This is a genomic window from Xanthomonas prunicola (assembly GCF_025266575.1).
GTDB classification, from domain to species: domain Bacteria; phylum Pseudomonadota; class Gammaproteobacteria; order Xanthomonadales; family Xanthomonadaceae; genus Xanthomonas; species Xanthomonas prunicola.
In genome coordinates this window covers 2458982-2484667 of sequence record NZ_CP096142.1, presented here as the reverse complement: position 1 = coordinate 2484667, position 25686 = coordinate 2458982, and the positions used below count along the sequence as shown (strand labels likewise).

7 protein-coding genes and 3 pseudogenes are annotated in these 25686 nt (G+C 62.7%); 4 read left to right on the top strand and 6 right to left on the bottom strand.

Annotation, left to right across the window (positions count from 1 at the left end; genetic code table 11):
• Nucleotides 1-188 precede the first annotated feature (188 nt).
• From M0D43_RS10665 to M0D43_RS10650, 4 genes and pseudogenes are all read left to right on the top strand, one after another.
• The gene (locus M0D43_RS10665; protein ID WP_252164598.1) at nucleotides 189-572 is read left to right on the top strand and encodes a SymE family type I addiction module toxin; all 384 of its coding nucleotides are present in this window, start codon (nucleotides 189-191) and stop codon (nucleotides 570-572) included.
• Between the two features lie 762 nt (nucleotides 573-1334).
• Nucleotides 1335-1787: a hypothetical protein gene (locus M0D43_RS10660; protein ID WP_252164597.1), complete on the top strand. Its 453-nt coding sequence runs from the start codon at nucleotides 1335-1337 to the stop codon at nucleotides 1785-1787.
• 475 nt (nucleotides 1788-2262) lie between these two features.
• Nucleotides 2263-2475 (top strand): hypothetical protein, encoded by a 213-nt coding sequence (locus tag M0D43_RS10655; protein WP_252164596.1) that lies wholly within the window; start codon nucleotides 2263-2265, stop codon nucleotides 2473-2475.
• Between the two features lie 1336 nt (nucleotides 2476-3811).
• Nucleotides 3812-4102, top strand: a pseudogene (locus M0D43_RS10650) (SymE family type I addiction module toxin); the annotation flags it as partial.
• A 6-nt stretch (nucleotides 4103-4108) separates the two neighbouring features.
• Here M0D43_RS10650 and M0D43_RS10640 read toward each other — a convergent pair.
• The 6 genes and pseudogenes from M0D43_RS10640 to M0D43_RS10610 all read right to left on the bottom strand — a co-directional run.
• Nucleotides 4109-6552, bottom strand: a pseudogene (locus M0D43_RS10640) (hemagglutinin repeat-containing protein); the annotation flags it as partial.
• Nucleotides 6553-6777 carry a hypothetical protein gene (locus M0D43_RS10635; RefSeq protein ID WP_252164592.1) on the bottom strand — a complete coding sequence of 75 codons (225 nt, stop codon included), beginning with the start codon at nucleotides 6775-6777 and terminating at the stop codon, nucleotides 6553-6555.
• An 11-nt stretch (nucleotides 6778-6788) separates the two neighbouring features.
• Nucleotides 6789-10364 (bottom strand): hemagglutinin repeat-containing protein, encoded by a 3576-nt coding sequence (locus M0D43_RS10630; protein WP_260808197.1) that lies wholly within the window; start codon nucleotides 10362-10364, stop codon nucleotides 6789-6791.
• A gap of 288 nt (nucleotides 10365-10652) precedes the next feature.
• On the bottom strand, nucleotides 10653-11045 hold the full coding sequence (locus M0D43_RS10625) for a hypothetical protein (protein ID WP_252164590.1): 393 nt from the start codon (nucleotides 11043-11045) through the stop codon (nucleotides 10653-10655).
• A 3-nt stretch (nucleotides 11046-11048) separates the two neighbouring features.
• A pseudogene (locus M0D43_RS10620) lies at nucleotides 11049-23859 on the bottom strand (hemagglutinin repeat-containing protein).
• Between the two features lie 21 nt (nucleotides 23860-23880).
• Complete coding sequence (locus tag M0D43_RS10610) at nucleotides 23881-25623, bottom strand: ShlB/FhaC/HecB family hemolysin secretion/activation protein (protein WP_260808195.1); 1743 nt, start codon at nucleotides 25621-25623, stop codon at nucleotides 23881-23883.
• Nucleotides 25624-25686 lie beyond the last annotated feature (63 nt).

Below are 25686 nucleotides of genomic sequence, written 5' to 3'. Positions count from 1 at the left end.
GTCAAACCGGTGGGTTTTTTGTGCCTGCAGCGTCTTGCTGGGTGCAACCGATGCGATGCCTGCGTCGGGAGGGCGGCTAATACAACACCCTTCGGGGAAATACGCCCGCCGACTCTTAGCGGTTTCTAACCTCCCGACATCCCGTCGCCACCCGGCGGCGGGGCCTGTTCGTCAAGGAGGGCTTTGCCATGCGTCGATCCACGTCCAGTCCCAAGCCAGCGCGCAAGTGCGCCACGGTGCCGCCGCCCACCGAGATCGGCTGGCAGTCGCTCGACCCCTCGATCCCGCCGCGGCCCTACCTCGAGCGCACCCCCATCCCCGAGCCCCGCCCCGACCCCAACAAGCCGCGCCGCCCAGGCCACCCGCGCGCGCCGCAACGCTGCACCGTCGGCTACGGCTACTACCCCGACAGCCACCAACGCATCCCCACGCTGCGCCTGCGCGGCCGCTGGCTGGAACAACTCGGCTTCACCATCGGCAGCAAACTCAACATCCGCATGCGCAACGGCGAGCTGGTCGTCGGCGTGGCGGATAATGGCGAGACGGCGACAGACAAGGCAGCCAACAATTGACGGTAGGCACCGACTCGAGGAGCGTCATGCTGACACCGGCTGCACACCAGCATGCATCGCGCTGTGCTTGATGTGGTGCTTGGACTAGCGGGGTAACCTAACAACGTATCCAAGCCGAAGTTGCTCCTCGACTTGGCTTAACCCAGAGGCTAGGTTCTACCTCGGCAACAATGAAACAAGCGAACTTCTTTATCGCAGTATTATCGGCAGTTGTCGTCGCGGCGTGCTCTCGCCCAGTCGCTCCGTTCTCACCTGCACACGTTGACAAGTCTGTATCACAGCAGAGCCGCTATCCGTTGGCCGCAGAGCCATCGCTTGTCGGAACTTATCCAGGGCGGTCGAAGTCCGGGGGTGGCTACTTCTATGACCACGTCCTTGAGTACAGGGTCTGGCTCCATCCCGAGCAGGGAGCGGCGCCACTGGCTGGAGACAATGATTACTTCGCCGCCTTTGCGCAATACGAGTCGGCATTGGCCTTCTCGCAGTCACACAAGGGTGCCGAGCCGCCCGTGGTCTTGGTGCGGCAGCTGGAATCGATCAATGAACCCAGTCCAGGCGTCTATCAGCACCAAAGCGGCCCACGGATCACTGAGTGGCAGCCTCAATGGCTGCCTGGATCCAAGCGCGAGCCTGATAGCATCGCCACGTTCCTGGCAGCGCATGCGTCAGCGCAGAAGTAGGCCTGACAATTCGTCCAATCCGACGCCGCCTCGCGGTGCGGCTCACCTGAGGCTTTAGCCGCTTATCCAATGGCTGCCACGTATGCGAAATCATCCTTCGGGCAAGCGCGGGCTCGGCCCCATCACGGGCAAGGTGCTGGATGAGGCCTATGCGCACTCGTTCGGCCATGGTGCTTATGCTCTCCGCCTGTGCTGGCCACCCCACCCAAATGCGGAGGTTTTCTATCGGTCGTTCGATAGCACCTCGATCATGGATCTGGATGCTGCGGCGCTTTCCAGGGCCAGCGACCGGCATTTGTTCTTGAGCACGCCGGGCCAGCTGCAGGCGCTATACAAGGCCTTGCCTGGCACCTGCCTCCCGGCACCTCCCGAAAGCGTTCGAGATCTTCGCCTCGTCATTCGCTGGACCGGCTCGGCCGCTTGGAGCTGGGAGGCGTCGCAATTTGCCTACCGTGACAGTCGGACGGGCAAGACGTGTCAGTTCTCGCCCGCGCAGCAGGACGCGTTACTTGCAGCGCTTGGGCTTGAGAGATAACGACTCACTGAGATCCCTCCAGCAACCCATTCATGCCGGCGCCACTTTTCGATACGACCTGGCTCTGGCATCACGGGCCACACATACATGATCGCGATGGAGTTCGAACAATAAAGCGTTCTGCAGTTGCAAGTGCTGCGCGAAAGGGACCATTCGCCTCACGCGTTCCGTGAGAGATGACAGCAACGCTCCCGCCGTTTACTACCTCCAGTACACGCCCGGGCATGATCCGGAGTATACGAGCGGCGTGATCAGTCTCGGGCCATGGGGTGAATGGGCCTGGCCCCTCATGAGAATTGCCGATTCAACGGCATGCGTCATAGAGACGTCTAACGTTACGTATGTGCACAGCATTTGAACTTGAAACGGTTGGCCTGACGATCACAGGTCGTCGCGACGCCTGAGTTTTCGCACTGCGATGGTAGGTCATTGATGCGCATGGCCGTGGGGCTGTGGCGCAGCCAAAGAACGTGCAATGGTTGAGCAGGCGTTTGTCCGTCGTGACTTAGCACTGGATTGGCTACCACAGCACTTTCACAGCACTTTACTCGGCGGCCAGCCGGCCGTGCCGAATCCTTACACCGCGCGCGGGCTACATGATACCCTCACCCGCGCCATTCTGGCGAAGACGGAAAACCAGGTGACCCAGCCGACACCATCGCAAGCGGTGCCGGGGCTGTCTCGCTGAGCCACGCTTAACGCAAGTCGCCCAGAGACAAGCATGTCATTTCAATCACTACCAGGGAGGTATTCATCATGAAGCCACGCACTATTGGCACCACCTTTGCACTGGCTGCGGCTGTAGGCCTTGGCCTGGGCGCCCCAGTTCGCGCCCAGGCGGCAGATCCTTGCACGGTATTTCTATGTATGGCCGGCGTGTCCGGCTTCGGCAAACCGAGTCCCGAATGTGCAGCGCCGATCGCAGCCTTCCACGCCATCCAGATATGGGACCCGCACTTCGACTCGCCAGCTACGGCGGCGGCACGCCGAACGTATCTGATGACATGTCCAGGCGTGGTCCCGGTGAATCAAGCCACCTTGGAAGCTATCATCGGTCAGTGGGGTTACACACCTTGACGGGAATTCCCCGCTGACTCAGAAATTTGCTGCTGAGTCAGCGGGAAGCTCGCCGCACGCTAGTTCGCCATACGCATCGCGCAACGCCCTTGCACGCCATTGCGTTCCCATGCATCGGCTATTGGATCGTGAATCCGCTACTTTTATATTTTCGAACGCAGAAAAACCGACGTTATTCTTAAATTCTTGGCTCAGTTGGCGGCGTTCCCGATGGGCGCGCAGACGCACTGCGCGATGACTCGCCAAGCAAAAGAACGGTGTCGGGTTCACTTAAAAACATGACCTGATCTCGTTATTAGGCATCAGATTCCTCAGTGCACATGGCTACTTACCCTTCAGAGCCAAAACTTCTTGACGCCCTCGATCACCACGACGCATTGGTGCGGCAGTGCGCCGTCGGTGCTTTGTCGTTCCGAGAATTCTGCGCAGCGTACGAGAACTTCTACTGGGCACATGCGCTTGACGGGCATGAATCAGATTCTGCAGGCCAGGCGCTATTCGACCGGCTTGCAGCGTGCATCGCTCCACATCATGTATTAGCCCAGACTGTCCTGGCCCGTGTCTGTTTTGATGCAAATGCCAATATCGGAAAGGCCGGCAGAATCGGTGCCGAGGATTAGGCGCATCGCCGCTGACCTCCTCTATTAAGTGGCGGTGCGATAGCACAATGTGTAACCCCCTGGCGCTTGGGGTGACATCGGATTCAACTGATCGCAATCTCGCAATCAAGGAGCGTAGAAACTCCTCACGTAGCGGTACCCACCTCCGTTAAACCGGTGGGTTTTTTGTGCCTGTTCGCAGGTGCAGCCGACGCAATGCCTGCGTCGGGAGGGCGGCTAATACAACACCCGCAAGGGGAATACGCCCGCCGGCTACGTGCGGTTTCTAACCTCCCGACATCCCGTCGCCGTTGGCGATTGGACCCGTAGGGCCGAGGAAGTTTTGCCATGCGTCAATCCACATCCCGCCGCAGCCAACCATCCAAGCGCCAAAAGACAGTGCAGTGGACGATTGTCGAGCCAACCCTGAGTTCCATGCTGACGCCAGAACAGATCGCAGCGCTCAATGCCGCTGAGTTTGCCCGCACACAGCGCACGCCGCGACGCGTGCGCCCAACCAAGCAGTGCACGGTGGGTTACGGCTATTATCCAAACAGCCAGCAACGCATGCCCACGCTGCGCCTGCGTGGCAGATGGTTGGAGCAATTGGGCTTCGCCATTGGCTCAAAATTGCGCGTTACTGTCTTCCTTGCCATCGCTGCCTCCAGCGGCGTAGCCGCCCGAGAGGCTGATGCCCTTGGCCTCATAGCTGCTGGTGTTGGTGATGTCGCTCACCGTCAGCGTGCCGGTTTGCAGACGATTGGCACCGGCATACACCGCTGCCTGGGTGCTGGCGATCACGCCACCCTTCAGGTCGGTGTTGCCGCCCACGCGGAGGTTGAAGCCGCCATCGCCGGCCTGGATGCCGCTCTGTTCCTTGACGCTGGCGAAGTCGCCGTTGACCTTGTTGCTGCTGTAGCTGGCACTGGCACTGAAGCCCACCCCGAAGGTCACGCTGCCACCCACCGCCTTGTCCTTGCTGGCGTAGGTGCTGGTGTCCTGCAGGCTCTCGATATTCAGGTCGCCGCCGATGTCGGCCAGCACCGTGTCGGCCGAGAGCACTGCGCCTTTCAGGGTGGTGTCGTTGCCGCTGATGATCGTTGCGGTCTTGCCTGCCGACAGGTGGCTGTTGCGCTGGGTAACGTCTTCGCCGTCCGCCTTGCCACGCGATCCGCTAGCACTGGCGGTCACGCCAGCGGCAAAGCCGTCTGCGCCATAGGTGATCGCCACGCCAACGGCCGCACTCTTGCTCTTGCTGGTGCTGTGTTGTTCGAAGGTGTCCTGCGCCGCTTCCAGGGTGATGTTGTTGTCGGCGGCCAGCAGCAGGTTGTTGCCGGCTTTGATGTCGCTGCCGCGCACCAGGATGTTGCTGTCTTCGCCACCACCGGTGGCGATCAGGTTGACGTTACCACCGGCTTGCAAGGTGGAGCCCTTGGAGGTAGCGCTGCGCTGCTTGGTCTCGCTCTCGCTCTGGCTACCGCCCACAGTGACTGCGATGCTGACATTGGCCGCCTGCGCAGCGCGCCCTTGGCGGTGTCGGCATTCATGACACTGCTGGCGGCCTGACCCGCGCCATAGGCGCTGTAGGCCGCAGAAGCACCCGCCAACGCCTGCATGCGCGTGTCGCCCTCGGCCTTCTTGCCGGCGTCGGCACTGCTCATTGCTGCCTGGGCCAGATTCAGCGCGGCTGCGCTCAACGTCACCGACAAGCCGCCTTGCTTGAACGCGGTGCGCTGCTCGCTGCTTGAGGTGTCATGCACCTCGGTGATGGCGATGTCCTTGGCCTTGGCGGTGATGTCGCCCTGCAAGGCCATCACGTCGCTGCCGGTGATCGCCAGTGTGTTGCCGGCGACCATAGTGACGTTGCCCTCCAGGCTGCCGACCGTGGTGCCGGTGTGGCTCACATCGGCGATGTCGGCCTCGGTCTTGACCGTCTGCTTGCCGATGGTGAAGCCGATGCCGCCGCTACCGAACAAGCCGGTTTTGACGGTCTTCTTGTCGTGCGCCTCGCTGTGCGTGCTCTGCGCGGTTTCAAGGGTCAGGTTGTTGCCGGCCGCGAGCACTACATCGCCGGTGCCGACGATCTGCGTGCCTTGCGAGAGTAGATCGTTCCCCGCCGCGATGTGGACCGTGTCGCCGCTCAAACTCGTGGTGACTGCGAGGCTGTCGTGCGTTTCGTCGTGGGTGGTGACGGTCTTGCTGGACAACGCGCTCTTCTTGCGCGTCTGCTGATCCACCACCGCATCGTGCTGCTCTTGGGTTGCCAACAGCTGGATGTCGTTGCCGGCAGCCAGTGCGATGCCGCCGCTCTGGCTGCTCACCGCCCTCGAGGCCAGCGTGAGGTCGTGGCCGGCCTGCATCACGATGTTGCTGCCAGCACCCAGCTGGGTGCCGCGCACGGTTTCGTCGGTGCTGGACGCGGCCAGCGAGTGACTCTTGGTGACGCTGCTGCGGTCCTGGGTGCTGCTGTCGATCGCCGCCTGGCTGACGATGTCGTGACCGGCCTGCAGGGCCAAACCTTTGCCGACGCCGACCTGCGCGGCGGTCAGGGTGATGTCGTTGCCGGCGGCCAGCACCACGCTGCCGGCGCCCAGCTGGGTGCCGCGCACGGTTTCGTCGGTGCTGGACGCGGCCAGCGAGTGGCTCTTGGTGACGCTGCTGCGGTCGCTGGAGCTGCTGTCGATCGCCGCCTGGCTGACGATGTCGCGCCCGGCGTGCAACGTCAGGCCCTTGCCGGCGCCGACCTGGGCGGCGGTCAAGGTGAGGTCGTTGCCCGCTGCCAGCACGACGTTGCCGGCGCCTTGCACGCTGCTCACCGCATGCGTGGTCTCGCTGCTGCGCTGGAAGTTGCGGTCGTTGGCGGTGGTGTCGGTGCTGTGCGTGAGCGTCTGCGCGCCCAGGGTGAGGTTGTTGCCTGCGACCAGCTGGGTCACGCCATCGGTGCCGGCGTTACGAATCTGCGCCGCCTGCAAATTGACGTCGCGGGCAGCCACCACCGACAACACGCCGCTGCCGTTGGTGCCGGTGACAGACAGGCCGGCCACGCGCTGGAGCTGGGTCGTGCTGTACTGGTGGTAGCCGCCGTTTGATTAATCGATAAATTTCATATTTGCATCCCCATCACCTCTAACAACTTTCTCGACAATTTCTAACCAATCTTCTATTGCAGCAGGATCGGCACTAGACCCATCTTCAAGAAGGCTCAATTCAGATAATGCTGAGCCTATTTCACCCGAACCAGTTCTTTTGTAAACGCCAGCCCAGTACTCAAACATCGCGACATATGCTTGCTTTACAGTAATCATGGTTTCCATTTGAATTTCCATTATTTGGTAGGTTTGGATAATCCTGTTCGTGCATCAAATGTTCTTGGCACCTTATTTACACCCGCATTCTGAATAATTCCATTTCTGACTGTGACCCAAACTTGTGTTCCATCGACTTGGTTTTTTGCAAACCACTGAGCGCCAAATGCGTCGACACCAAGCTTGTTATTCGAATCCTGTGCTACACCTATAAGAAGCTCTCTCGATTCCGGGCTATCAGCTAGATGGCCTGGTTTAGATCTAAATATATGCTTAACCTGGGCATCATTGCTAGGGAATTCTACAACTCCCGCATCAGTAGGCGGTGGGTTTGCTGATTCATTGCTATTTCCCGATGTGCGGTTTACTGAGCGTCCTGTTTCATTGCGTGATTCAACAGGTAAATCCTTATGGCCATTTGATGCAGTGCCGCTATCTCCCAGTCCAACAGGCCCCTCTACCGTATCTTTTAATAATTCAAAAACAAACCAGTCCTTTATAGAAGGATCGCTAAGCTTATTTCCTGAATTAAGGCCAAGCATTAATCCATACTTGGACGAAGCAACTGACTGTATTTCAAGGCCACTATTTGCCCAACCTTTCAAGACATTGCCTATATCGGCTAAGTTTTTTGCCTGTTCAAGCGTCGTTCCGGCCGTCGCCCAGCCCGGGTCGTTCGTAGCCGCCGCATAGGCTAGATAGGCCCCTGAGTATCCTGCGGGCGTTCGGTTTATATTCCTCGTATCTATATTATTATACGCACTGAAGTTATCTAGAATATACTGGCTATTGATGATGTGATTGTGATATGCAGCAGTGCCACGCGCGTCAAATAGGGTGCCGCCCCCAACGTCCCCGGCAGTTGGCCCGAATCTGTTGGAGAGACCGCTGAGAAAGCCGGCTGCTTGATTGTCGTTCTTAGCAGACTCATTTTTCGAAAATGAGCTGTCTATCTGGTAAAGCGCACGCTCAGTGAGGCGTCTCTTCGCTTCCTCAATCTGATCTGGCGTGGGCTCCTCCCCATCATTTAGATAGCGGGCAAATGCCTCTGAGAACTTATTAAGTGATTCCGCTTCTTTCGGGTGCAGCAGGCGATTATTTGCGTCCTCATTGAACGCAGTGGCTGCACCCGCTGAGCCACCCACCGCCGCGCCTAGCCCAGCCGCAATGCCAGCACCCACAGCCTCCCGCACGCCGTCAGGCAAATTCTTCGTGAGCTCGTTCAAGATCGGTGCCGCTGTAGCAGCTGTTGCCGAACCTAGTGCGCCTTGCGCTCCACCGCCTAGCAGCCCCATCGCGGTGTGCGCAGCCACGCGATATTCGCCGCCTTCATCCCACTTGGCAGCTTCTTCCTCGTTGCCTTGCAGGCGCAATTGATTGGCCTTGGTGGTGGCGTAATCACCCACGACCTTACTCGCCTGCTGCCCAAACGTCGCCGTGATCTCGGCCCCAGCACTGACCTGCTGCTGCAACTTCTGCCCATCCCAGGCCTTGACCAAGCCATTGGCGCTGTCGCCGGTGAGCACATCGCGGTTTAGTGCAGCCAGCACATCGCTGACGCTTTGGCCGGTCTTGGCCTGTTGGCCGGCCTGGTCGGTGATGACCAACGTGCCGCCGCTGATGCCGCTGGTGGTCAGCGAGGTGTCGCTGCCGCTCTTGCTGGAATAACCGGCTGCCGCACCCTGCGCACCGCTGCCCTGGTTTTGCCAGGACCAGCTGCTGCCATTGTTGGTGGTCGGTGGCGTCTGGGTCTCGGCTTTCGCGCCGCCTTCCTTGCCATCGCTGCCTCCAGCGGCGTAGCCGCCCGAGAGGCTGATGCCCTTGGCCTCATAGCTGCTGGTGTTGGTGATGTCGCTCACCGTCAGCGTGCCGGTTTGCAGACGATTGGTACCGGCATCCACGGCCGCCTGTGTGCTGGCGATCACGCCGCCCTTCAGGTCGGTGTTGCCGCCCACGCGGATATCGAAGCCGCCATTGCCGGCCTGGATGCCGCTCTGCTCGGTGACGCTGGCGAAGTCGCCGTTGACCTTGTTGCTGCTGTAGCTGGCACTGGCACTGAAGCCCACCCCGAAGGTCACGCTGCCACCCACCGCCTTGTCCTTGCTGGCGTAGGTGCTGGTGTCCTGCAGGCTCTCGATGTTGAGATCGCCGCCGATGTCGGCCAGCACCGTGTCGGCGGAGAGCACTGCACCCTTCAGCGTGGTGTCGTTGCCGCTGATGATCGTTGCGGTCTTGCCTGCCGACAGGTGGCTGTTGCGCTGGGTAACGTCTTCGCCGTCCGCCTTGCCACGCGAGCTGCTGGCGCTGGCGGTGATGCCGGCAGCAAAGCCGTCCGCACCATAGGTCACCGCCACGCCGATCGCTGCACTCTTGCTCTTGCTGGTGCTGTGTTGTTCGAAGCTGTCCTGGGCCGCTTCCAACGTGATGTTGTTGTCCGCAGCCAACAGCAGGTTGTTGCCGGCCTTGATGTCGCTGCCGCGCACCAGGATGTTGCTGTCTTCGCCGCCACCGGTGGCGATCAGGTTGACGTTGCCACCGGCCTGCAGGGTGGAGCCCTTGGAGGTGGAGCTACGCTGCTTGGTCTCGCTCTCGCTCTGGCTGCCGCCCACGGTGACCGAGATGCTGACATTGGCCGCCTGGGCTGCGCCCTTGGCGGTGTCGGCGTTCATGACATTGCTGGCGGCCTGGCCCGCACCATAGGCGCTGTAGGCCGCAGATGCACCGGCCAAAGCCTGCATGCGCGAGTCGCCTTCGGCTTTCTTGCCGGCGTCGGCACTGCTCATTGCTGCCTGGGCCAGATTCAGCGCGGCTGCGCTCAACGTCACCGACAAGCCGCCCTGCTTGAACGCGGTGCGCTGCTCGCTGCTTGAGGTGTCATGCACCTCGGTAACGGCGATGTCCTTGGCCTTGGCGGTGATGTCGCCCTGCAGCGCCATCACATCGCTCCCTGTGATCGCCAGTGTGTTGCCGGCGACCAGGGTGACGTTGCCCTCCAGGCTGCCGACCGTGGTGCCGGTGTGGCTCACATCGGCGATGTCGGCCTCGGTCTTGACCGTCTGCTTGCCGATGGTGAAACCAATCCCACCGCTACCGAACAGGCCGGTTTTGACGGTCTTCTTGTCGTGCGCCTCGCTGTGCGTGCTCTGCGCGGTTTCAAGGGTCAGGTTGTTGCCGGCCGCGAGCACTACATCGCCGGTGCCGACGATCTGCGTGCCTTGCGAGAGCAGATCGTTGCCTGCCGCAATGGAGATCTGCTCGCCGCTGAGCGAGCTGGTCATCGCCAGGCTGTCGTGGGTTTCGTCATGCGTGGTGACGGTCTTGCTGGACAGCGCAGTCTTCTTGCGGGTTTCCTTATCCACCACCGCATCATGCTGCTGCTGCGTAGCCAGCAACTTGATGTCGTTGCCGGCGGCCAGGGCGATGCCGCCGCTCTGGCTGGCGACTGCAGTCGAGGCCAGCGTAAGGTCGCGGCCGGCTTGCATCACGATGGTGTCGCCTGCGCCTAGCTGGGTGCCACGCACGCTTTCGTCGTCGCTGGAGGTGGCCAGCGAGTTGCTCTTGGTGACGGTGCTGCGGTCGTGCGAGCTGCTGTCCACTGCAGCCTGGCTGTTGATGTCGCGCCCGGCCTGCAGGGCCAGGGTCTTGCCGGCACCAATATATTCATGGCTGCACAGGCATAAACTAGGAAATCAAAAATTTTTCCATTGGTGCAAGCGGCATATTTGCATGTGCACCAGCAAGCTAGTCATGGGTGAAAAAGACCCAGATTAACTTAACAGTCATAACGCTACGCATGCATTGCGTCAAGCAATTTATATTGCCAAATTCGGTTGCGAGGATATAGCAAGTCCTCCTTTAATCATCCGGCTTTCCTCGGGTTAGCTCTAAACATAATCCAGCCAATCATCGGATTCAATTCCAGAAGATTTTTTTAAAAATTCGAGATATCTAGTTTTATATCTTTTTAAGTATTCCTCGTCCACGTTTATTTTTATGAAATTCCCGTTTCTTTCCCTCACGGACAATGCTGTGAGCTTGAGCGTTTTTAGGCTCGCATTCGTCAATAAGCCTTCAGCTTTTGCCCTATGAAATATTCCACTACGACCGCCACCAAGAAGAAGAATTTTATCCATTATAGAAAAAATTATTTCAGGCCTAGAGACTTCGGCAATATGGCTGGAGGCATTTTGGCAGTAGTAGTCCTCGCGCACTAAATAAAGTTTACAATTAACTGCCGTCACCCAACATTCAAGATATAAATAGTCTAGAATATTCATTACTTAGTCTCCAACTACAATTGAGTTTGCACCTAGCTTCATTACATTTTCCAATAAATCTTTTCTAACGCCTCTAGGGCCCTTAAATGGGTCGCGAGTCATGTAGTATTTCACTCCATCAACATCTTCAATTTTATCAAATATAACGAAGTGGCCCTGGCCGGGTGCAACGGGGATGTTTACTATAACACTCTTACCCTTTTCTAGGGCTTGATCTAGCTGCGCTGGAAACATATTTGCATTGACGCTATTTTTGATTCCCGAATTGTTTAAAACTTTTGATATTTCTTCGGAATTGACCCCGCTGCTACGAATTCCATTCTCAAAACGACCAATCGCACTTTCGAGGCTAACAGAATTACCTGTTTCATCACTTATCGTCATAGCAGCGCAAGCTGGGCCGCATACGGGTGCATTACCTTGCAATATGATCGCTCCTTTTGGTTGATATGGAATGGATGCCGGAGGGCCAAGTGCATTATCTGCTCCGTTAACCGAACCACCGGGGTATACCTTACCAGGTGCAGACTCCCCTTCAGTCCCGAGAATCTTTCCAGGGGAGTAATCCCCCGTTAACTTCGCACCTCCGCTCCCTACCTTTACTCCAGCTCCGAGTTGCGTAAGCCCATAGACAAGTTCAGCTGTATTTTCCGAAAGCCCGAGCATCTGAAGCGCACGACCGCCCAAGGTCGGAGTCGAGACTCCTCCAAAGAGGGTCCTTGAGCCGCTAATGGCGTTGTCGGCGCCGGAAAATCCTACGTAGCCAACTGCAAAGCAGCCAAATCCAGTCGTGCAGATCGGAGCGGCAACGAAAGCACCTGCGACCTCAGCAGCGCCTCCGAACATTTGCAGTCCACCCAGGGTACGAGTTCCTACATTATTCCTAGAGGACCAGTCTGCAAGCGCGTCAAAAGGGGTATAGTTAAAAAGCGGTACGTTTGCTTCTTGTCTAACTCCGCTTAGAGCGTCTGTCACAGAGCCCGAAGGGTAGTTTATTTTTTGAGACTGCCAACTTAGCCAGTCTTTCTCGCCCTGATATTCCGGCTTGTCGCCTTCAGTCTGCAAAGCAGACCAAATCGCATAATACGGGTCGTTGCTATTCAGACCATTGGCGCACTTCTTTTTGGAGCAAGCGGCCGCCAGCAGGCGCTTTTCTGCTTCCGGATCGCCGTTCGCCATTTCTTTGATACGAGCAACTTCGTCCACGCTTAGCAGGGTGTTGTTTGTTATTGCGTTGCCTGCCACTTGGGCGCCTATCGCTGCGTCTTGCAAGCTACCACCCGCCATCCCACCCGCAATCGCACCAACCGCCTGCGACAACGCCACGATCATCTGCTTGTCCTGTTCCGGCAGCAGGTTCGGATTGAACTTCCCTGTCACCGGATCAATGGCACGCGGATCGTCGCCGTAGAGCGTTTTGGTCAAGTATTGCGCAGCTAGTTCGCCACTGGCGCCTGCCAGTGCGCCGCTGCCGATGGACGCGCCGTTTACTTCAGCAATGACTGCGCCGAGCACCGCATGCGACAACAGCTGCAATGCGGCGTTTGGATTGCTGCCGTGGTTTGGGTCAAAGGTCTTGCCAATCAGCTGCGCGGCATACGGTGCCAATGCATTGGTGGCGACCTGGCCGGCGCCTTGGCCTGACACGCCGCCCACCACGACCGTCGTCACCGCCTGCAACGCCCGACTGTAGTCGCCGCCGATGCCCCATTGTTGTTGCGAGGTGTAGGCTGCGCTGTAGTCGGGACTGTTCTGCAGCATTTCCCGCTGTTTGTCAGCAGTGCTTAAGCCTGCAAACCGGTCCGCCTCTTCGGAACTCAAGCTTCCTTTGTACTGTGCCTCCGCCTCCTTGACTTTCCTCTCCGCACTGGCCGCAATGTCATCGCCAATCTGCTTGGCGGTAGTCATCACCGTCCCGGTCGCCGCCGCCATCGCCTGCTGCTCGCCCAGGATCTTGCGCACGTCCGGCAGGGCCGCTACTGCTTCATGTGCCGCACTGGCATCGGTGTTGATACCGAGTGCTGCGGCCGTGGTGGTCTTGCCACCGATCTTGATGTTGCCCTCGGTCAGGGTGGCGCGTGTCAGCGTGGTGTCGCTGCCGCTCTGCATTACCGGAATGCCGGGGTTGAAACTGCTGTAGTTCGCCGCACCGTAGTTGCCGTTGACGATGTTGCTGCCGATATTCTTGAATTGATCGCCGACGCTCGGCTGTGTGGGATTCCCGTCGGCATCGGTCGCGCCTTCGCCCGTACTTCCGATACCACCGCTGATCGCCGCCGACACGGTGCTGTAGTCCATCCGATTCTTCAGATCGGTAAACGTCAGCGAGTCGGCGGTCAGCTCGCTCGCACCGGCGTTGGTGCTGGCGACGGCACCGCCGATCAGGTTCACATTGCCGGCGGTAACGTGGTAACCGCCATTGCCTGCAAACAGGCCAGACTGCTCAACGACACCGAGGTAGTTGCCATTGGCCTTGGCGCCGCTTGCGTACCCGCTGGCATCCCACGCAGTACCCGCCGAGATCTGTACGCGTCCACCAACGCTGCTTTCCTTGGATTGGATGTCCAGCTTGTCCTGCAGCGATTCGATGGTCAGGTCGCCACCGGCTTGCACATCGATTCGGTCGCCCTTGACCACCGCGCCGCGCAAGGTGGTGTCGCCCTCCGACTTGAGCACGATGTTCTGCCCGGCGAGCTGTGTGTTCTGCCAGGTGCTGCCGTCCACGTTCGACTTGTGGCTGCCGGCACTGGCCTGCACGTAGGCATACACGCCGGTCTGCGCGCCGACCGATGCGCCGACACCCACCTCAAACCCGGCATTGCTGCCCTTGCTCTGCTCGGTGTTGCTGGAGTTGCCCGCTTCAACGATCAGGTCGCGTGCCGAATCCAGGCTCAGCGTGTCGCCGGCCTTGAGGTTGCCCTGCACGATGTGCAGGTCGCCTTCGGTGGTCTTCAGGCGCACATTGCCACCACCGGTGATGGTCGAACCTTGCGAAATCTGGCTGCTGCTATTGAAGCTGCTCTCGTTGGTGGCGAAGCCCACGCCGGCTTCGACGCTGAGTAAAGAGCCGCTACCCGCGCCACCGGCCATGCTGCTGATCGCGCTAGCCGATTGATACGCATTCGCCGCTGCCGCCATCCCCTGCATCGCGCCCAACCGCCCATCGGACTTGCGCGCATCGTCCACGTTGTTGATCAGATCGATCAGCGGGGATTTGATGCGCGCGAACGCGCCGATCTTCAGGTCGTCGTCCTGCTGCGAAGCGGAGCTGGTGGTGTTGGCGGTCAGCAGCTGGATCGAGGCCGCGGTGATGTCCACGTCCTTGGCCGCGACCACGTTGCTGGCCGACTGGGTGTACATGCCACCTGCGGTCAGGCTGACATTGCCGCCCAGACTGCCGACGTTGCTGGCCACCTGCGAGATTTGGGCGTTGTCGTCGGTGTGGTTCTTTTTGTTGTACCCGGCAAAGCGCTCGGTGTCGGAGATGACCACCGTGCCGATGCCCTTGCTGGTGGACTGGTTGGCATTGCCGAGGATGTCCTGGCCGCTCTGGATGGTCAGATCGCCTGCCGCGCGCATGCTGACATTGCCTTGGGCTGCGATGTTGCTTGCGGTCAGCGTGATGTCGCCTTGCGTGGTGGTGAGGCTGGCGTTGCCGCCGACCGACAACTGGGTGCCGGTGATGGTGTCGGTCTGGCCGTTGCCGGTGCCTTGCTGGTTGTAGTTGCCATAGGGCAGGCCGGCCGCGTTGTTGAAGCCCCAGCCCTTGCCGGTGCTGGCATTGCCGCTGGATTGGGTGTTGTGCGCGATATCGAACATGATGTCCTTGCTGGCCAGCAGCACGGCATTGCCTTCGGCCGACAGTTGCGCGCCCTGGCTTGTGATCGAGCCGTCGCTGGCCAGCAGGGTCAGGTTGCCACCGGCTGCCAGCTGGCTGACGCGCGCATCGCTCTTGCTCTCGGTTTGCGAGGCGTTGGAGCGATGGCTGCTGGCCTGGATCACTACCGGGGTGATGGCGGCCATGGTGCCGGCGGCTGCGCCCTCGGCATCGCGGCTCATCTTGCTCATGGTCGAGCCGGTATCGACCATGTTCTTGGTGGTGGAATCGCGTGCGCTGCGGTACGACGCACCCGGGTCGTAGGTCACCCCGACCGAGAAGCCGCTCGATTTGCTCGACTGGCTGGACTGATGGTCGACCGTGTCCTGTCGCGCCAGCAAGGCAATGTCCTTGGCCGCCAAGGTCAGGTCCTTGCCAGCGCCGAGATCGGAGCCGGCAATGGTCAACTGATTGCCAGCACTGATGACCAGATTGCCGTCTTTCGATCCTACCGAGGATGCGACCTGGGTGACCGACTGGGTGGCGTCCTGGCTATCGCTACTGGACTTCGCGTAGCCCACGCTCGCCACGCCGCCGCCAGTGCTACCGTTCAGGCCGGACTTCTTCTGGCGGACACTGTGCGCTTCGCTGCTGGTGTCCTGCGCCGACTCAATGGTGACGTTGTTGCCTGCGGCCAGGCGCACGTTGTCCTGCGCGAGCACGGTCGAACCCACCACCGTAAGGTCGTTGCCGGCCACCATGTTGACGGACTTGCCGCTGAGCGATGAGCCCACCGCAAGACTGTCGTGCCACTCGTCATGGGTGGTGGTCTTTTCGTTGGAGAAGGTGCTCTTCTTGCGCGTTTCCTTATCCACCACCGCATCATGCTGCTGCTGCGTAGCCAGCAACTTGATGTCGTTGCCGGCGGCCAGGGCGATGCCGCCGCTCTGGCTGGCGACTGCAGTCGAGGCCAGCGTAAGGTCGCGGCCGGCTTGCATCACGATGGTGTCGCCTGCGCCTAGCTGGGTGCCACGCACGCTTTCGTCGTCGCTGGAGGTGGCCAGCGAGTTGCTCTTGGTGACGGTGCTGCGGTCGTGCGAGCTGCTGTCCACTGCAGCCTGGCTGTTGATGTCGCGCCCGGCCTGCAGGGCCAGGGTCTTGCCGGCGCCGACCTGCGCGGCGGTCAGAGTGAGGTCGTTGCCCGCAGCCAGCACCACGCTACCCGCGCCCTGCACGGTGGTGCCGAGGTGGGTGGTCTGGCTGCTGCGCTGGAAGTTGCGGCCGTTGGCGGTGGTGTCGGTCGTGTGCGAGAGCGTCTGCGTGCTGAGGTTGAGGTTGTTGCCTGCCAACAGTTGGGTGACGCCGTCGGTGCCGGCGTTACGAATCTGCGCGGCCTGCAAGTTGACGTCGCGACCAGCCACCACCGACAACACGCCGCTGCCGGTGGCGCCGGTGACGTACAGGCCGGCCACACGCTCGAGCTGGGTGGTGCTGTACTGGTGGTAGCCGCCGCCCTGGAGGGTTTCCACGGTGGAGGCCACCGTGACATCGCCGACCGCCTGCACGCTCAGCGCATCCACGGCGGTGACGCTGGCGCCTTCGATGCGGATGTCGCTGGCCGAGCGCAGCCCCACTTGGTTGCCGCTGATGCTGCCGCCCAGGTGCTCGATACGGCCGGCGTCGATGGACACCAGCTGGCGTCCGGCGATGGTGCCGGTGTTCTTCAGGCCACCGGCCAGGGTGACATCGACATTGGCGCCGGCCAACAGTGCGCCGCCAGCGTCAAGATCGCCGGGACGCAGACGCAGATAGACCTGCGGCACCAGCGCGGTGGTGGTGGTGCCGTCAGGCAGGGTGACGGTCTGCTCCACCAGCCAGACGATGTCGCTGGTGAGCTGCGCCATCTGCGCCTCGGTCAGTGCAACGCCGGGGCGTAGATGCCAGGCCTTGCCGATGGTGGCGCCGGCATCCAGCAATGCCTGGTACTGGGCTTCGTCGCTCTTGTAGCCATCGAGAAACCGCCGGCCGGTGAGCTGGCCGATCTGCTCGCGCACCAGCTTCTGCTCGTAGTAGCCATCACCCAGACGCTTTTGCAGGGTGTCGGCGGAATAGCCCATCTGATTGAGCAGATAGTCCGAGCCCAGCCAGCTGCGGTAGTCGGTGAACTGCGGGTCGGTTTCGACCAGATAGTGGCTGCCAGACGGCCTGACCGTAAACAGACTGCCGGTGGGGGCGCGCGTATCGGGCGTGCCCATGACGATGCGGTCCGGCGAGCCGCCGGCGGCGTTGACCACCCGCGGGCCGGTGGCGGTGGCCGCGCTGCCGATGGTGCCGACATTGTTGCTGGCGTTGCCGCTGTCGGCCTGCGCCACTGTGGTGGTGATGCGCCCCATGCCACGGCTGGCGACACTGATCGGGCCACGGACGCTGGCGCTTGCGCCGGTGGGCCCTGCCTGCGCGCCACGCACGTTGAGGTTGGCCATTGCCGCGCCATCGCGCACGTTGGGCGCGTCGCGCCCCTGATTGAGGTTGCTCAGATCGCCGACATCGATGGTCAACGTCCCGCCGCTGACGATGGACCCGCCGACCTGCCCGACCTGCTCGGAGATGGACGGATTGCTCCAGCTGCGGGTGGTGCCGTTGTAGGCGGTGGTGACGTTGCTGAAACTGTGGGTGCGGTACAGCGTGTACGCCAGATTGGTCACGCTGGCCTTGGGATTGCCGCCCAGGCCGACGATGGCCAGATTGCCGCCGGCTGCAATGCTGGCGTACTCGTTGCGCAGCGCATTGGCGCCGATGCGCATGCTGCCACCGGCGCGGATCACCGCATCCGGGCCGGCACCGGGTTGCAGCACGTCTTCGACCACGGTTTGGGTGGCGGTTCGGTATTGCTCGTTGTACTCCAGCTTGAGCGGGCCGGTGCCTTGCGGATTCACCAGAATGTGATCCGGATCGGTGTAGGCGTATTGCGCAATCAAGCGCACGCAGTTGGTCGTGCAGGTGCCATAAGCGTTGGAATACCGCAACGTGTCGCTGGCGTAGTGGAATGCGGGTGCGCCCGATTCGTCGGTGGTCATCCCGGCAAAGGGATCGCTGGCGCCGCTGCTCACCTGATCCGGATTGGTATTGTTGTCATCGCGGGTGAAGTAGTAGAGCGTCACCGTTCCGGTGCGTGGGTCCAGCCGCGAGCGCTCGCCGGTCGCCCGGTACAGCGCGCCGCGCGCGAAGAAATACGCGCTGGTCTGCGGGTTGACGCGGATGACTGCGCGTCGCACCTGATACCCATCCGGGGTGATGTAAGGCGTGTCCTCAAGGATGTCCTGCGGGTTGAGATAGTAGATCTCGTACGCGCTGTAGAGGCTGGTGGTGCGCAGCGGCGCGTTGCCATTTTTGCCATTGTTGCGCCAGCTCGGCTGATCCAGCCGCACCGGTGCCCGCGTGGTGGTGGTCTGGGTGACCACCACGTTCTGGCGAATGTTGTTGACGACTCCCGCCTGCAGATCGAGATTGCCGGCCACGTCGATGGTGGAACCGAGGTTGTCCACCTGCCCGGCGGCGCCGGTAGCGTGGCGATTGCCGTCCAGTGCACCGCCGATGGCGGCATCGCCATCGCTGTAGATCAAGCCGCGGTCGCTGTTGGTCAGCTGCCCCACGCCCAGGTCCAGCCGCTGGCGTGCGGCGATGGTGCCCACGCGCGTCGCGCCGCCCACGGTCTCGGCGTGGTTGAGCACGTTGCCTGCGGCGATGGCGACCTGGTCGCCATAGATGCGCCCGGTGCCCAGGTTGTCCAGCGTAGCCGCCTGCAGATGGGTCACGCCGCCATCGATCAGGCCACGGTTGACCAACTGGCCGTTGCTGACGAGGTGGGTGAGCCCCTGGCTGGTGATCTGGCCGTTGGCGGCGTTGTCGATGGTGCGCGCTGCCACCTCGAGATTGCCGGCCCGCAGCACGCCCTGGTTGGCGAGATCGCCATCGGTGTGGATGGACAGGGTGCCATTGGCCGACAGCTCGCTGGTATTGGTCAGGCCCTCGCGCAGGGTGAGGCTGAGATCGCCCTGCGACTGCAGTTGGCCATCGCCGCTGAGCGCGCGTGCGTCCAGCCGTTGATTGCCATCCGAACGCAACAACCCCGCGGTATTGGTGACCGCATCGGCACGCATCTCCAGGCTGCTGCCGCTGGAAATCTGACCGCCCGTGTTGTCCAGCGCGGCGCTCAGCTGCACCGTGCCGGCACCGTCGCTGATCACCTGCCCCTGGCGGTTGTCCAGCGCCTGCGCCTGCAATTGCAGCTGCCCGGCCTGCAGGCCTTGCAGCGCATTGCCGCGGGTGTTGCGGTTGTCGACAGTGGCCGCGTTGAGCGTCAGCAGGTTACGCGTGGTGACCAAGCCCGCCTGGTTGCCGAGCGCGCCGCTGAGTTGCAGGGTGAGGTTCTGCCCGCCCTGCACGCGACCGCTGGTGTTGTCGAGCGTGGCCGCGGTCAGGGTGAAGTTACCCGCTGCACTAAGCACGCCAGCGCTGCTGTTGTCGACACTGGCCAGGCCGAGCCGGGCCTGGCCTTGCGCGACGATCGCGCCGTTGCGGTTGTCCAGCGCGCCGCCGTCGATCTGCAGTGCAGCGCCGGCCAGGATGCCGCCAGTGCTACCGGAATTGCTGTTGACGATGGCCGCGCCGTTGCTCTGCAGGGTCAGATCGGTCTGCGACTGCAGGCGCCCGCCCGCATTGGCCAACGTGCCGCTGCGCAGTTGCAGCGTGCCCAGCTTGCTGCCGATGGTGCCGGCACTGTTGTCCAGCGTCTGGCCGCGGGTGTCCACGACCACCTGCCCGCCGATCACGCTGCCGGCGCGGTTGGACAACCCGGCACTCTGCAGCTGCACGCTGCCGCCTGCCTGCAGCGCGCCCGCATCGTTGCCGATGGCCGCTGTCGTGCTCACGGTCAAATCGGTGCCGGCCACCACCGTGCCGGCGCTGTTGTCGAGCGATCCACTGCCCACGGTCAACTGCCCGGCGCTGGAGACAGTGCCGGCGGCGTGGTTGTCCAGCAGGCCGGCGACCTGCAGCTGCAAGGCCGTGCCGGCCGCGTACAGGGTGCCGCCCTGGTTGTCGATGCTGGCGGCGGCGATACGACCGCTGCCGCCGAGCAGCAGCTTGCCTTGCTGGTTTTGCAGCGCCTGGGCGACGTCCACGGTGGAGGCGCCGGTGCCGGCGACCTGCAGCGTGCCCTGGGTATTGCGTAGCGTCTGCGCGCTGAGCGCGAGCACGCCATTGCCCCCGATGCTGCCGCCGCTGTTGTCCAGCGTGCCGCGCGCGGTGAGCGTGAGCAGCTGGCTGCCGGTCGCCACCAGGGTGCCGCCAGCGGTGGTGAGATCGCCAGTGTCGATGCTGAGCGCAGCTGCCGAGGTGGTGGCATTGCGCAGATCGGTGGTCTGCCCATGCAAGGTCAGTGCGCCGTTGCTGAGCAGCTTGCCGGCATTGCCGAGCAGGGTCTGCGCCGTGAGGTGCAACTGGCCGTTGCCGGAGTGCTGGATGGTGCCCTGGGTGTTGTCGAGCAGCGTGCTGCCCACGGTCAGATCGCCAGCGCTGGCGACGATACCGCCGGCGTTGTCCAGCGTGTCGGCCTGGAGGCTGCTGGCGGCCGTGCCGCTGGCGACGATGCGGCCGCCGCTATTGTCGAGCTGCTGGACGTCGAGCGCGATGTGGTCGGCACCGATGGTGGCGCCGCGATGGTCGACCGTGGCGGCGGTCAACGACAGCATGCCGCTGCTGAGGATGCTGCCCTGGCTGCCGTCCACGCGGCGGCTATCGATCACCAGGCCGGCGCTGCCGGCGTGGCTGAGCGTGCCTTGTGCATTGACCAGCTGGTCGGCAGCGATCTGCAAGGTGGCGCCGTTGGCGGCGATGCGGCCACGGGTGTTGTCCAATTGCCCGCTGACGGCGATGCGGCCGTCGGCGCTGCCGGCGCCGCTGAGCGTGCCGTCGCTGTTGAGCAGCGTGGCTGCCTGCAGGTCCAGGGCGCCATTGCTGGCGATGCTGCCGGCGCGATTGTCGAGCGTGTCGCTCAGGTGCAACTGCAGCGGGCCGCTGCCGGTCGCACTGAGATGACCACCGGCGGTGCGCAGGCTGGCGGCCGCGATGTCGATGCGGTCGGCCTGGGTCGTGCTGCCGGTCCCGAGATCGAGCGCGCCGCCGCGCAGTTGCAAGCTGCCGAGGCTGAGCAAGCCGCCGCCGGCCCCTTGCAGGGTATCGGCGCTCACCGCCAAGGTGCCATTGCCAGCGTGCTCGATCGCGCCGCCACGGTTGTCGAGCGTGCCGGCCTGCACTGCGAACTCGCCACTGCTGGCCAGGCGCCCGCCGGCACTGTTGTCCAGCAGGCTGGCGGCATGCAGTTGCAGCGGCGCGCCATTGGCGGCCAGGACGCTGCCATGCTGGTTGATCAAGGTGTCGGCATCCACTGCGACACGGCCGTTGCCGGCGATGCTGCCGCCGCTGTTGTCCAGGCGACCGGTTACCGTGACGGTGGCATCGGTGGTACCGGCGGCGGCGATCGCGCCCCCCTGGTTGCTCAGCGCACCGGCGGCGATGGCCAGGCCGGCGTTGCTCGCCAGGTGACCGGCTTGATTGTCCAGGCCCTGGCGCACCGTCAGTTGCAGGGCCTGATCGCCGAGCGAGCTCACGCTACCACCGGCAGTGGTCAGGCTCTCGGCCTGGATCTGCACCTGCTGGGCGGCAGTGGTGCCGCCGGTCAGGTCGATGCGTCCGCCGGCGAGCGTCAGTCCGCCATTGCTGAGCAGGCGTCCGCCGTTGCCGTCGATGGCTTGCGCTACGATCTGCAGCAAGCCGGGACCGGCCTGCTGGATCTGGCCACCGGCATTGCCGAGCGTGGCCGTGCGGAGGTCCAACGCGCCGTTGCTGGCGATCGTGCCGCCAGCGCCATTGTCCAGACCTGCGTCCACGTGCACGCTCGCCGCCTGGGTTCCGCTCGACACCAGGCTGCCGCCGCGGTTGTCCAGCGTCGCGGCCTGCACCACCAGCTGGCTGGTCGTGAGGGTGGCATTGCGATGATCGATGCTGCCGGCCTGCCAGGTGAGTGCCCCCGGAGTGACAATGCTGCCGCCGGCGCCCGACCAGGTTTGCGCGGCCAGCGTCAGCCCTTGCGTGCCGGTGTGGACGATGCGGCCGTCGGCATTGACCACCGTCTGCGCCTGCAGTTGCAGCGCCGCGGCATTGCTGGTCAGCACGCCGCCCTGGTTGTCCAAGAGTCCCGCCACTTGCCAGGTGGTCGCGGCGGTGCCGCCATGGCGCAGGTCGCCGGCGCGGTTGCTCAGCGATTGCGCCTGCAGGTCGAGCGCGTTGGCGACGCTGAAGCGGCCCTGGTCGTTGACCAGCGCGCCCAGGTGCAGATCGGCATCGCCCTGCACCTCCAGCGTTCCTGTGCTGTTGTGCAGATCGCCACGCACCTGCAGTGCCGCCACGCCCAACTGGCCCGCACTGTTGTCCAGGCCATCGGCCGCTGCCAGGCGCACCTCGCCCCCGTTGCCGATGCGGCCGCCGTCGTTGTCCAACAGACCAGCGATGTGCAGCGTGCCGGTGGCCAGCGGCGCCGTCGCCACCGGGCTCTGGCCGCCCGTGGTCGGCGCTGGACTGCTTCCGCCGTTGGTGCCGGTGCCGGCGTCGTTGTGTGTCGGTGCCCGTGCTGCCGCCCCCCGGAGCCGGACTGCCGCCATCGCGCGAGGGCGCGGTGGCGAGTGCACCGATGCTGCCGCCGGTACGGTTGCTGGCGCTGCCGGCAGTGAGCTCGAGCGCTTGCATGCCGGTCTGCGTCAGCGCGCCGCCCTGGTTGCGCAGGCTGGCTGCGTCGATCTGAAGCCGCTGCGCATCCAACGTGCCGCCGCGGTTGTCCAAGTCCGCCGCGGTGCTGACGCGCAACTCGCGCGTGGCACTGAGCGTGCCGGCATTGGCGATGCCGCCACTGGCTACGACGCGGGTGTCCTGCTGCGATTGCAGCGTGCCGGTGTTTTCGAGCCGACCGTCGACGGTGACCACCAATTCGCCGGCGCGCGCGCCGATGTTGCCGGCGTTGCGCACGCCCACGCCATTCTCGTTGCCGACCAGCCAGATTTTGTTGGCGAACATGCCGCCAAGTGCGCCCACATCGAGCGCGAACGTCGGCGCCTGGCCGCTGGCCGCCTGTGGCGTGACACGGGCATGGTCTGCACTGACCACTGTGTTGCCCAGACTTGCCTGCAGCTGGTTGGCCCAGATGCCGGCATTGACCTGCAGCGAGCGGGTGATCAGGTCGGTGTAGTCCGCGCCGCTGGTATCCAGGCCAGCACCAGCAACCTGGATAGCGCCGCCATTGACCCGATACCCTTCCAACGCGCCATTGGACAGGATCGGCGTGCCGGTGGTCAGCGTCACCCGGCTGGCGTTGAGAAATCCGCCGCCATCGACCTGGATGCCGGCAGGATTGGCGATGACGACCTCGGCACGCTGGCCTGCGATTTCGACATAGCCATTGAGTCGACTGGCCGGCCCATTGACCTCGTTGAGGATGACCCGGGCGCTGCCGGTGGCCAGCCACGGATTGCCTTGCACCCAGCCGCCCAATTGGGTTTGGGTTTGACTGCGGGCGTTGTTGAGAATCGCCCCTTCGCGGCCCACGTCGAATTGCGAGTAGCGGTTGCGCGACACGCCTGCGGCGGAGGGTGTGGTGATGTTGACCAACGGCACCCCGTTGGGCGCGGTCATGACCGTTGGGCGCTCGCTTCCGGGCGCAGCGGGATCGCCGACGATGCGCCCAGCCGACTGTGCCTGCGCGGCGTCGACCAAGCTGACAAAGCCGAGCGCGCAGAGCATGGCCAAGCACAGCGGCGCGATGGTGGCGGAGTGCGCGCGGGAACCGCTGGCACCTGTACTGCCGCCTGGAGCACTTACCAGCTCCGAGGCCACTTGCCAGACGCGCAGTGCGCGGTTGAAGACCAGACGGTAGACGCGATTCATGTCACTAATCCTTGTGGATGTTCAATAACGCCAGGACAGGCTGAAGCCGAAGGTGGTGTAGTCGGTCGGGAAATTGGCCGGTTTTTCGAGTGCGGACCCCAGGAAGGTCTCCAGCGAAAAATGCTGCCATCCACCGCGCAGGCCCAGACTCATGCCGGCCAGGTGATCGCCGGCCTGAAAACGCGTGGATTGACCGCCGATGCGCCCGTAATCGGCACCCAGATACGCTTCCAGCCCGCCGCCCACTGCCAGGGCGAGGTCATTGCGTAGCGACCAGCCGCGATCACCGCTCAAGGTCGCCTCGCCATCGAAGCCACGCACGGTGAAGCGCCCACCGATCGCGAAGCGATCCTGCGGAGCCATCGGCGTGCGGTTCCATTGCGCGCGCCAGGACGCGCTGTAGCGCAGGCGCTGATTGCCGATCTGAAACGGCACCATCAGCTGCGCATCGGCCACGATGAGCTTGATGCGCGAAGTGCCCTCCAGCGGGATCGACGGATCGAACGCGTGGGCGAGTTCTTCCGGGGCGCGTAAGGCGCCAAATGCACCGGTACCGCGCCGATAGGCCAGACTGGCGTCTAACGTGACCTTGCCGAAAAACTGCCGATGGTTCAGCCCCAGCTCCCAACCAGCGGTGCGGCGCCGTTGCACTGCGATCTCGGTATCGTCGATTGCGCTGGTCGACTGCCGCCACCAACCGCGGCCATAGGCCCCGAACTTGATGGCCGCGTTGCGGAACACCAGGCGGTCGATGCGCGCTTCTGCATTGCGGCTACGGCCACTGTAATCGTAGGTCTCGATGGCACCGGCAACGGCCTGGCTGTAATCGTAGGAACTTGCAGTTGCGCCGAACAACCAATAGCCGTATGGAACGTCGTAGTGCACGGTCCAGCTGTCGGTGTCCTTGCCGGCGCCGTTGAACACGCCTTTGCCCAGGCTGACGTAGAACAACTCGTTGAGTCCGAGCGGATTGTCCAGCGAGAGCGTGCCGTTGGCCTGCAGTTTGCCAGTCGCATCGCTGCCGGCATCGTCCAGGCTCAGGCTGGCACGGATGCGTGAACGTTGCTGCCAGGCGATTGCCAGATCGCTTTCGCCTGGTCCTGCGCCGCTACCTTCGGCGGGTGCAATCTGGATATCCGCCGTGACCGTCGGCACGCGCTGGAAGTTTTCCAGGCCTTGCTCGATGTCGCGCAGGTTGAGCAACTCACCGCGACGTGCCGGCACTGCGTTGGCAATCGCTGCCCGCGCCGAGTCGGGTTCGCTGAAGCGCGCGGCATGCAGACGCCCTGGCACCAGCGACAGCGTCAGGGTGCCGCCGGTGAGGTCCTGTGGGGCCGCCAGTACTCGGGTGGTGACATAACCGCGTGCAATCACTGCGTTCTGCACCCGTTTCATCACCAGATTGATGCCGTCGGTACCGAGACAGCGCCCGGTTGCCGGATCATCCTTGGTGTTGGCCGACTTCAAGGCCCAACGAAAACCGTCCGCGCCTGGACCATCGAGCACAATGCGCTCGATCAAGAAGCAGGGCGCTTCGGTTTTCGGCAAGCGTTCGGTGCCGTCGTCCGGGGCACGTTCGAGGCGCACATCCGGCCGCGCTTCCTGTTGTTCACGCAAGACGCGCTCACGTTCCTGCTGGCGCAATAGTTCTTGCGCTGCAGGATCGGTGATCTGTTGTGCGGAGACCTGATTGATGGCGCCTGCGATAAGCACAGCACACCACGTGGCGCGCAAGCGCACCTTTCCCTCTATGCCACTATCCATTTGCCAACGACCGCCTGACCGGTAATCGCTATCACCGACGCTGATGCGTCGCCCCTAACGATA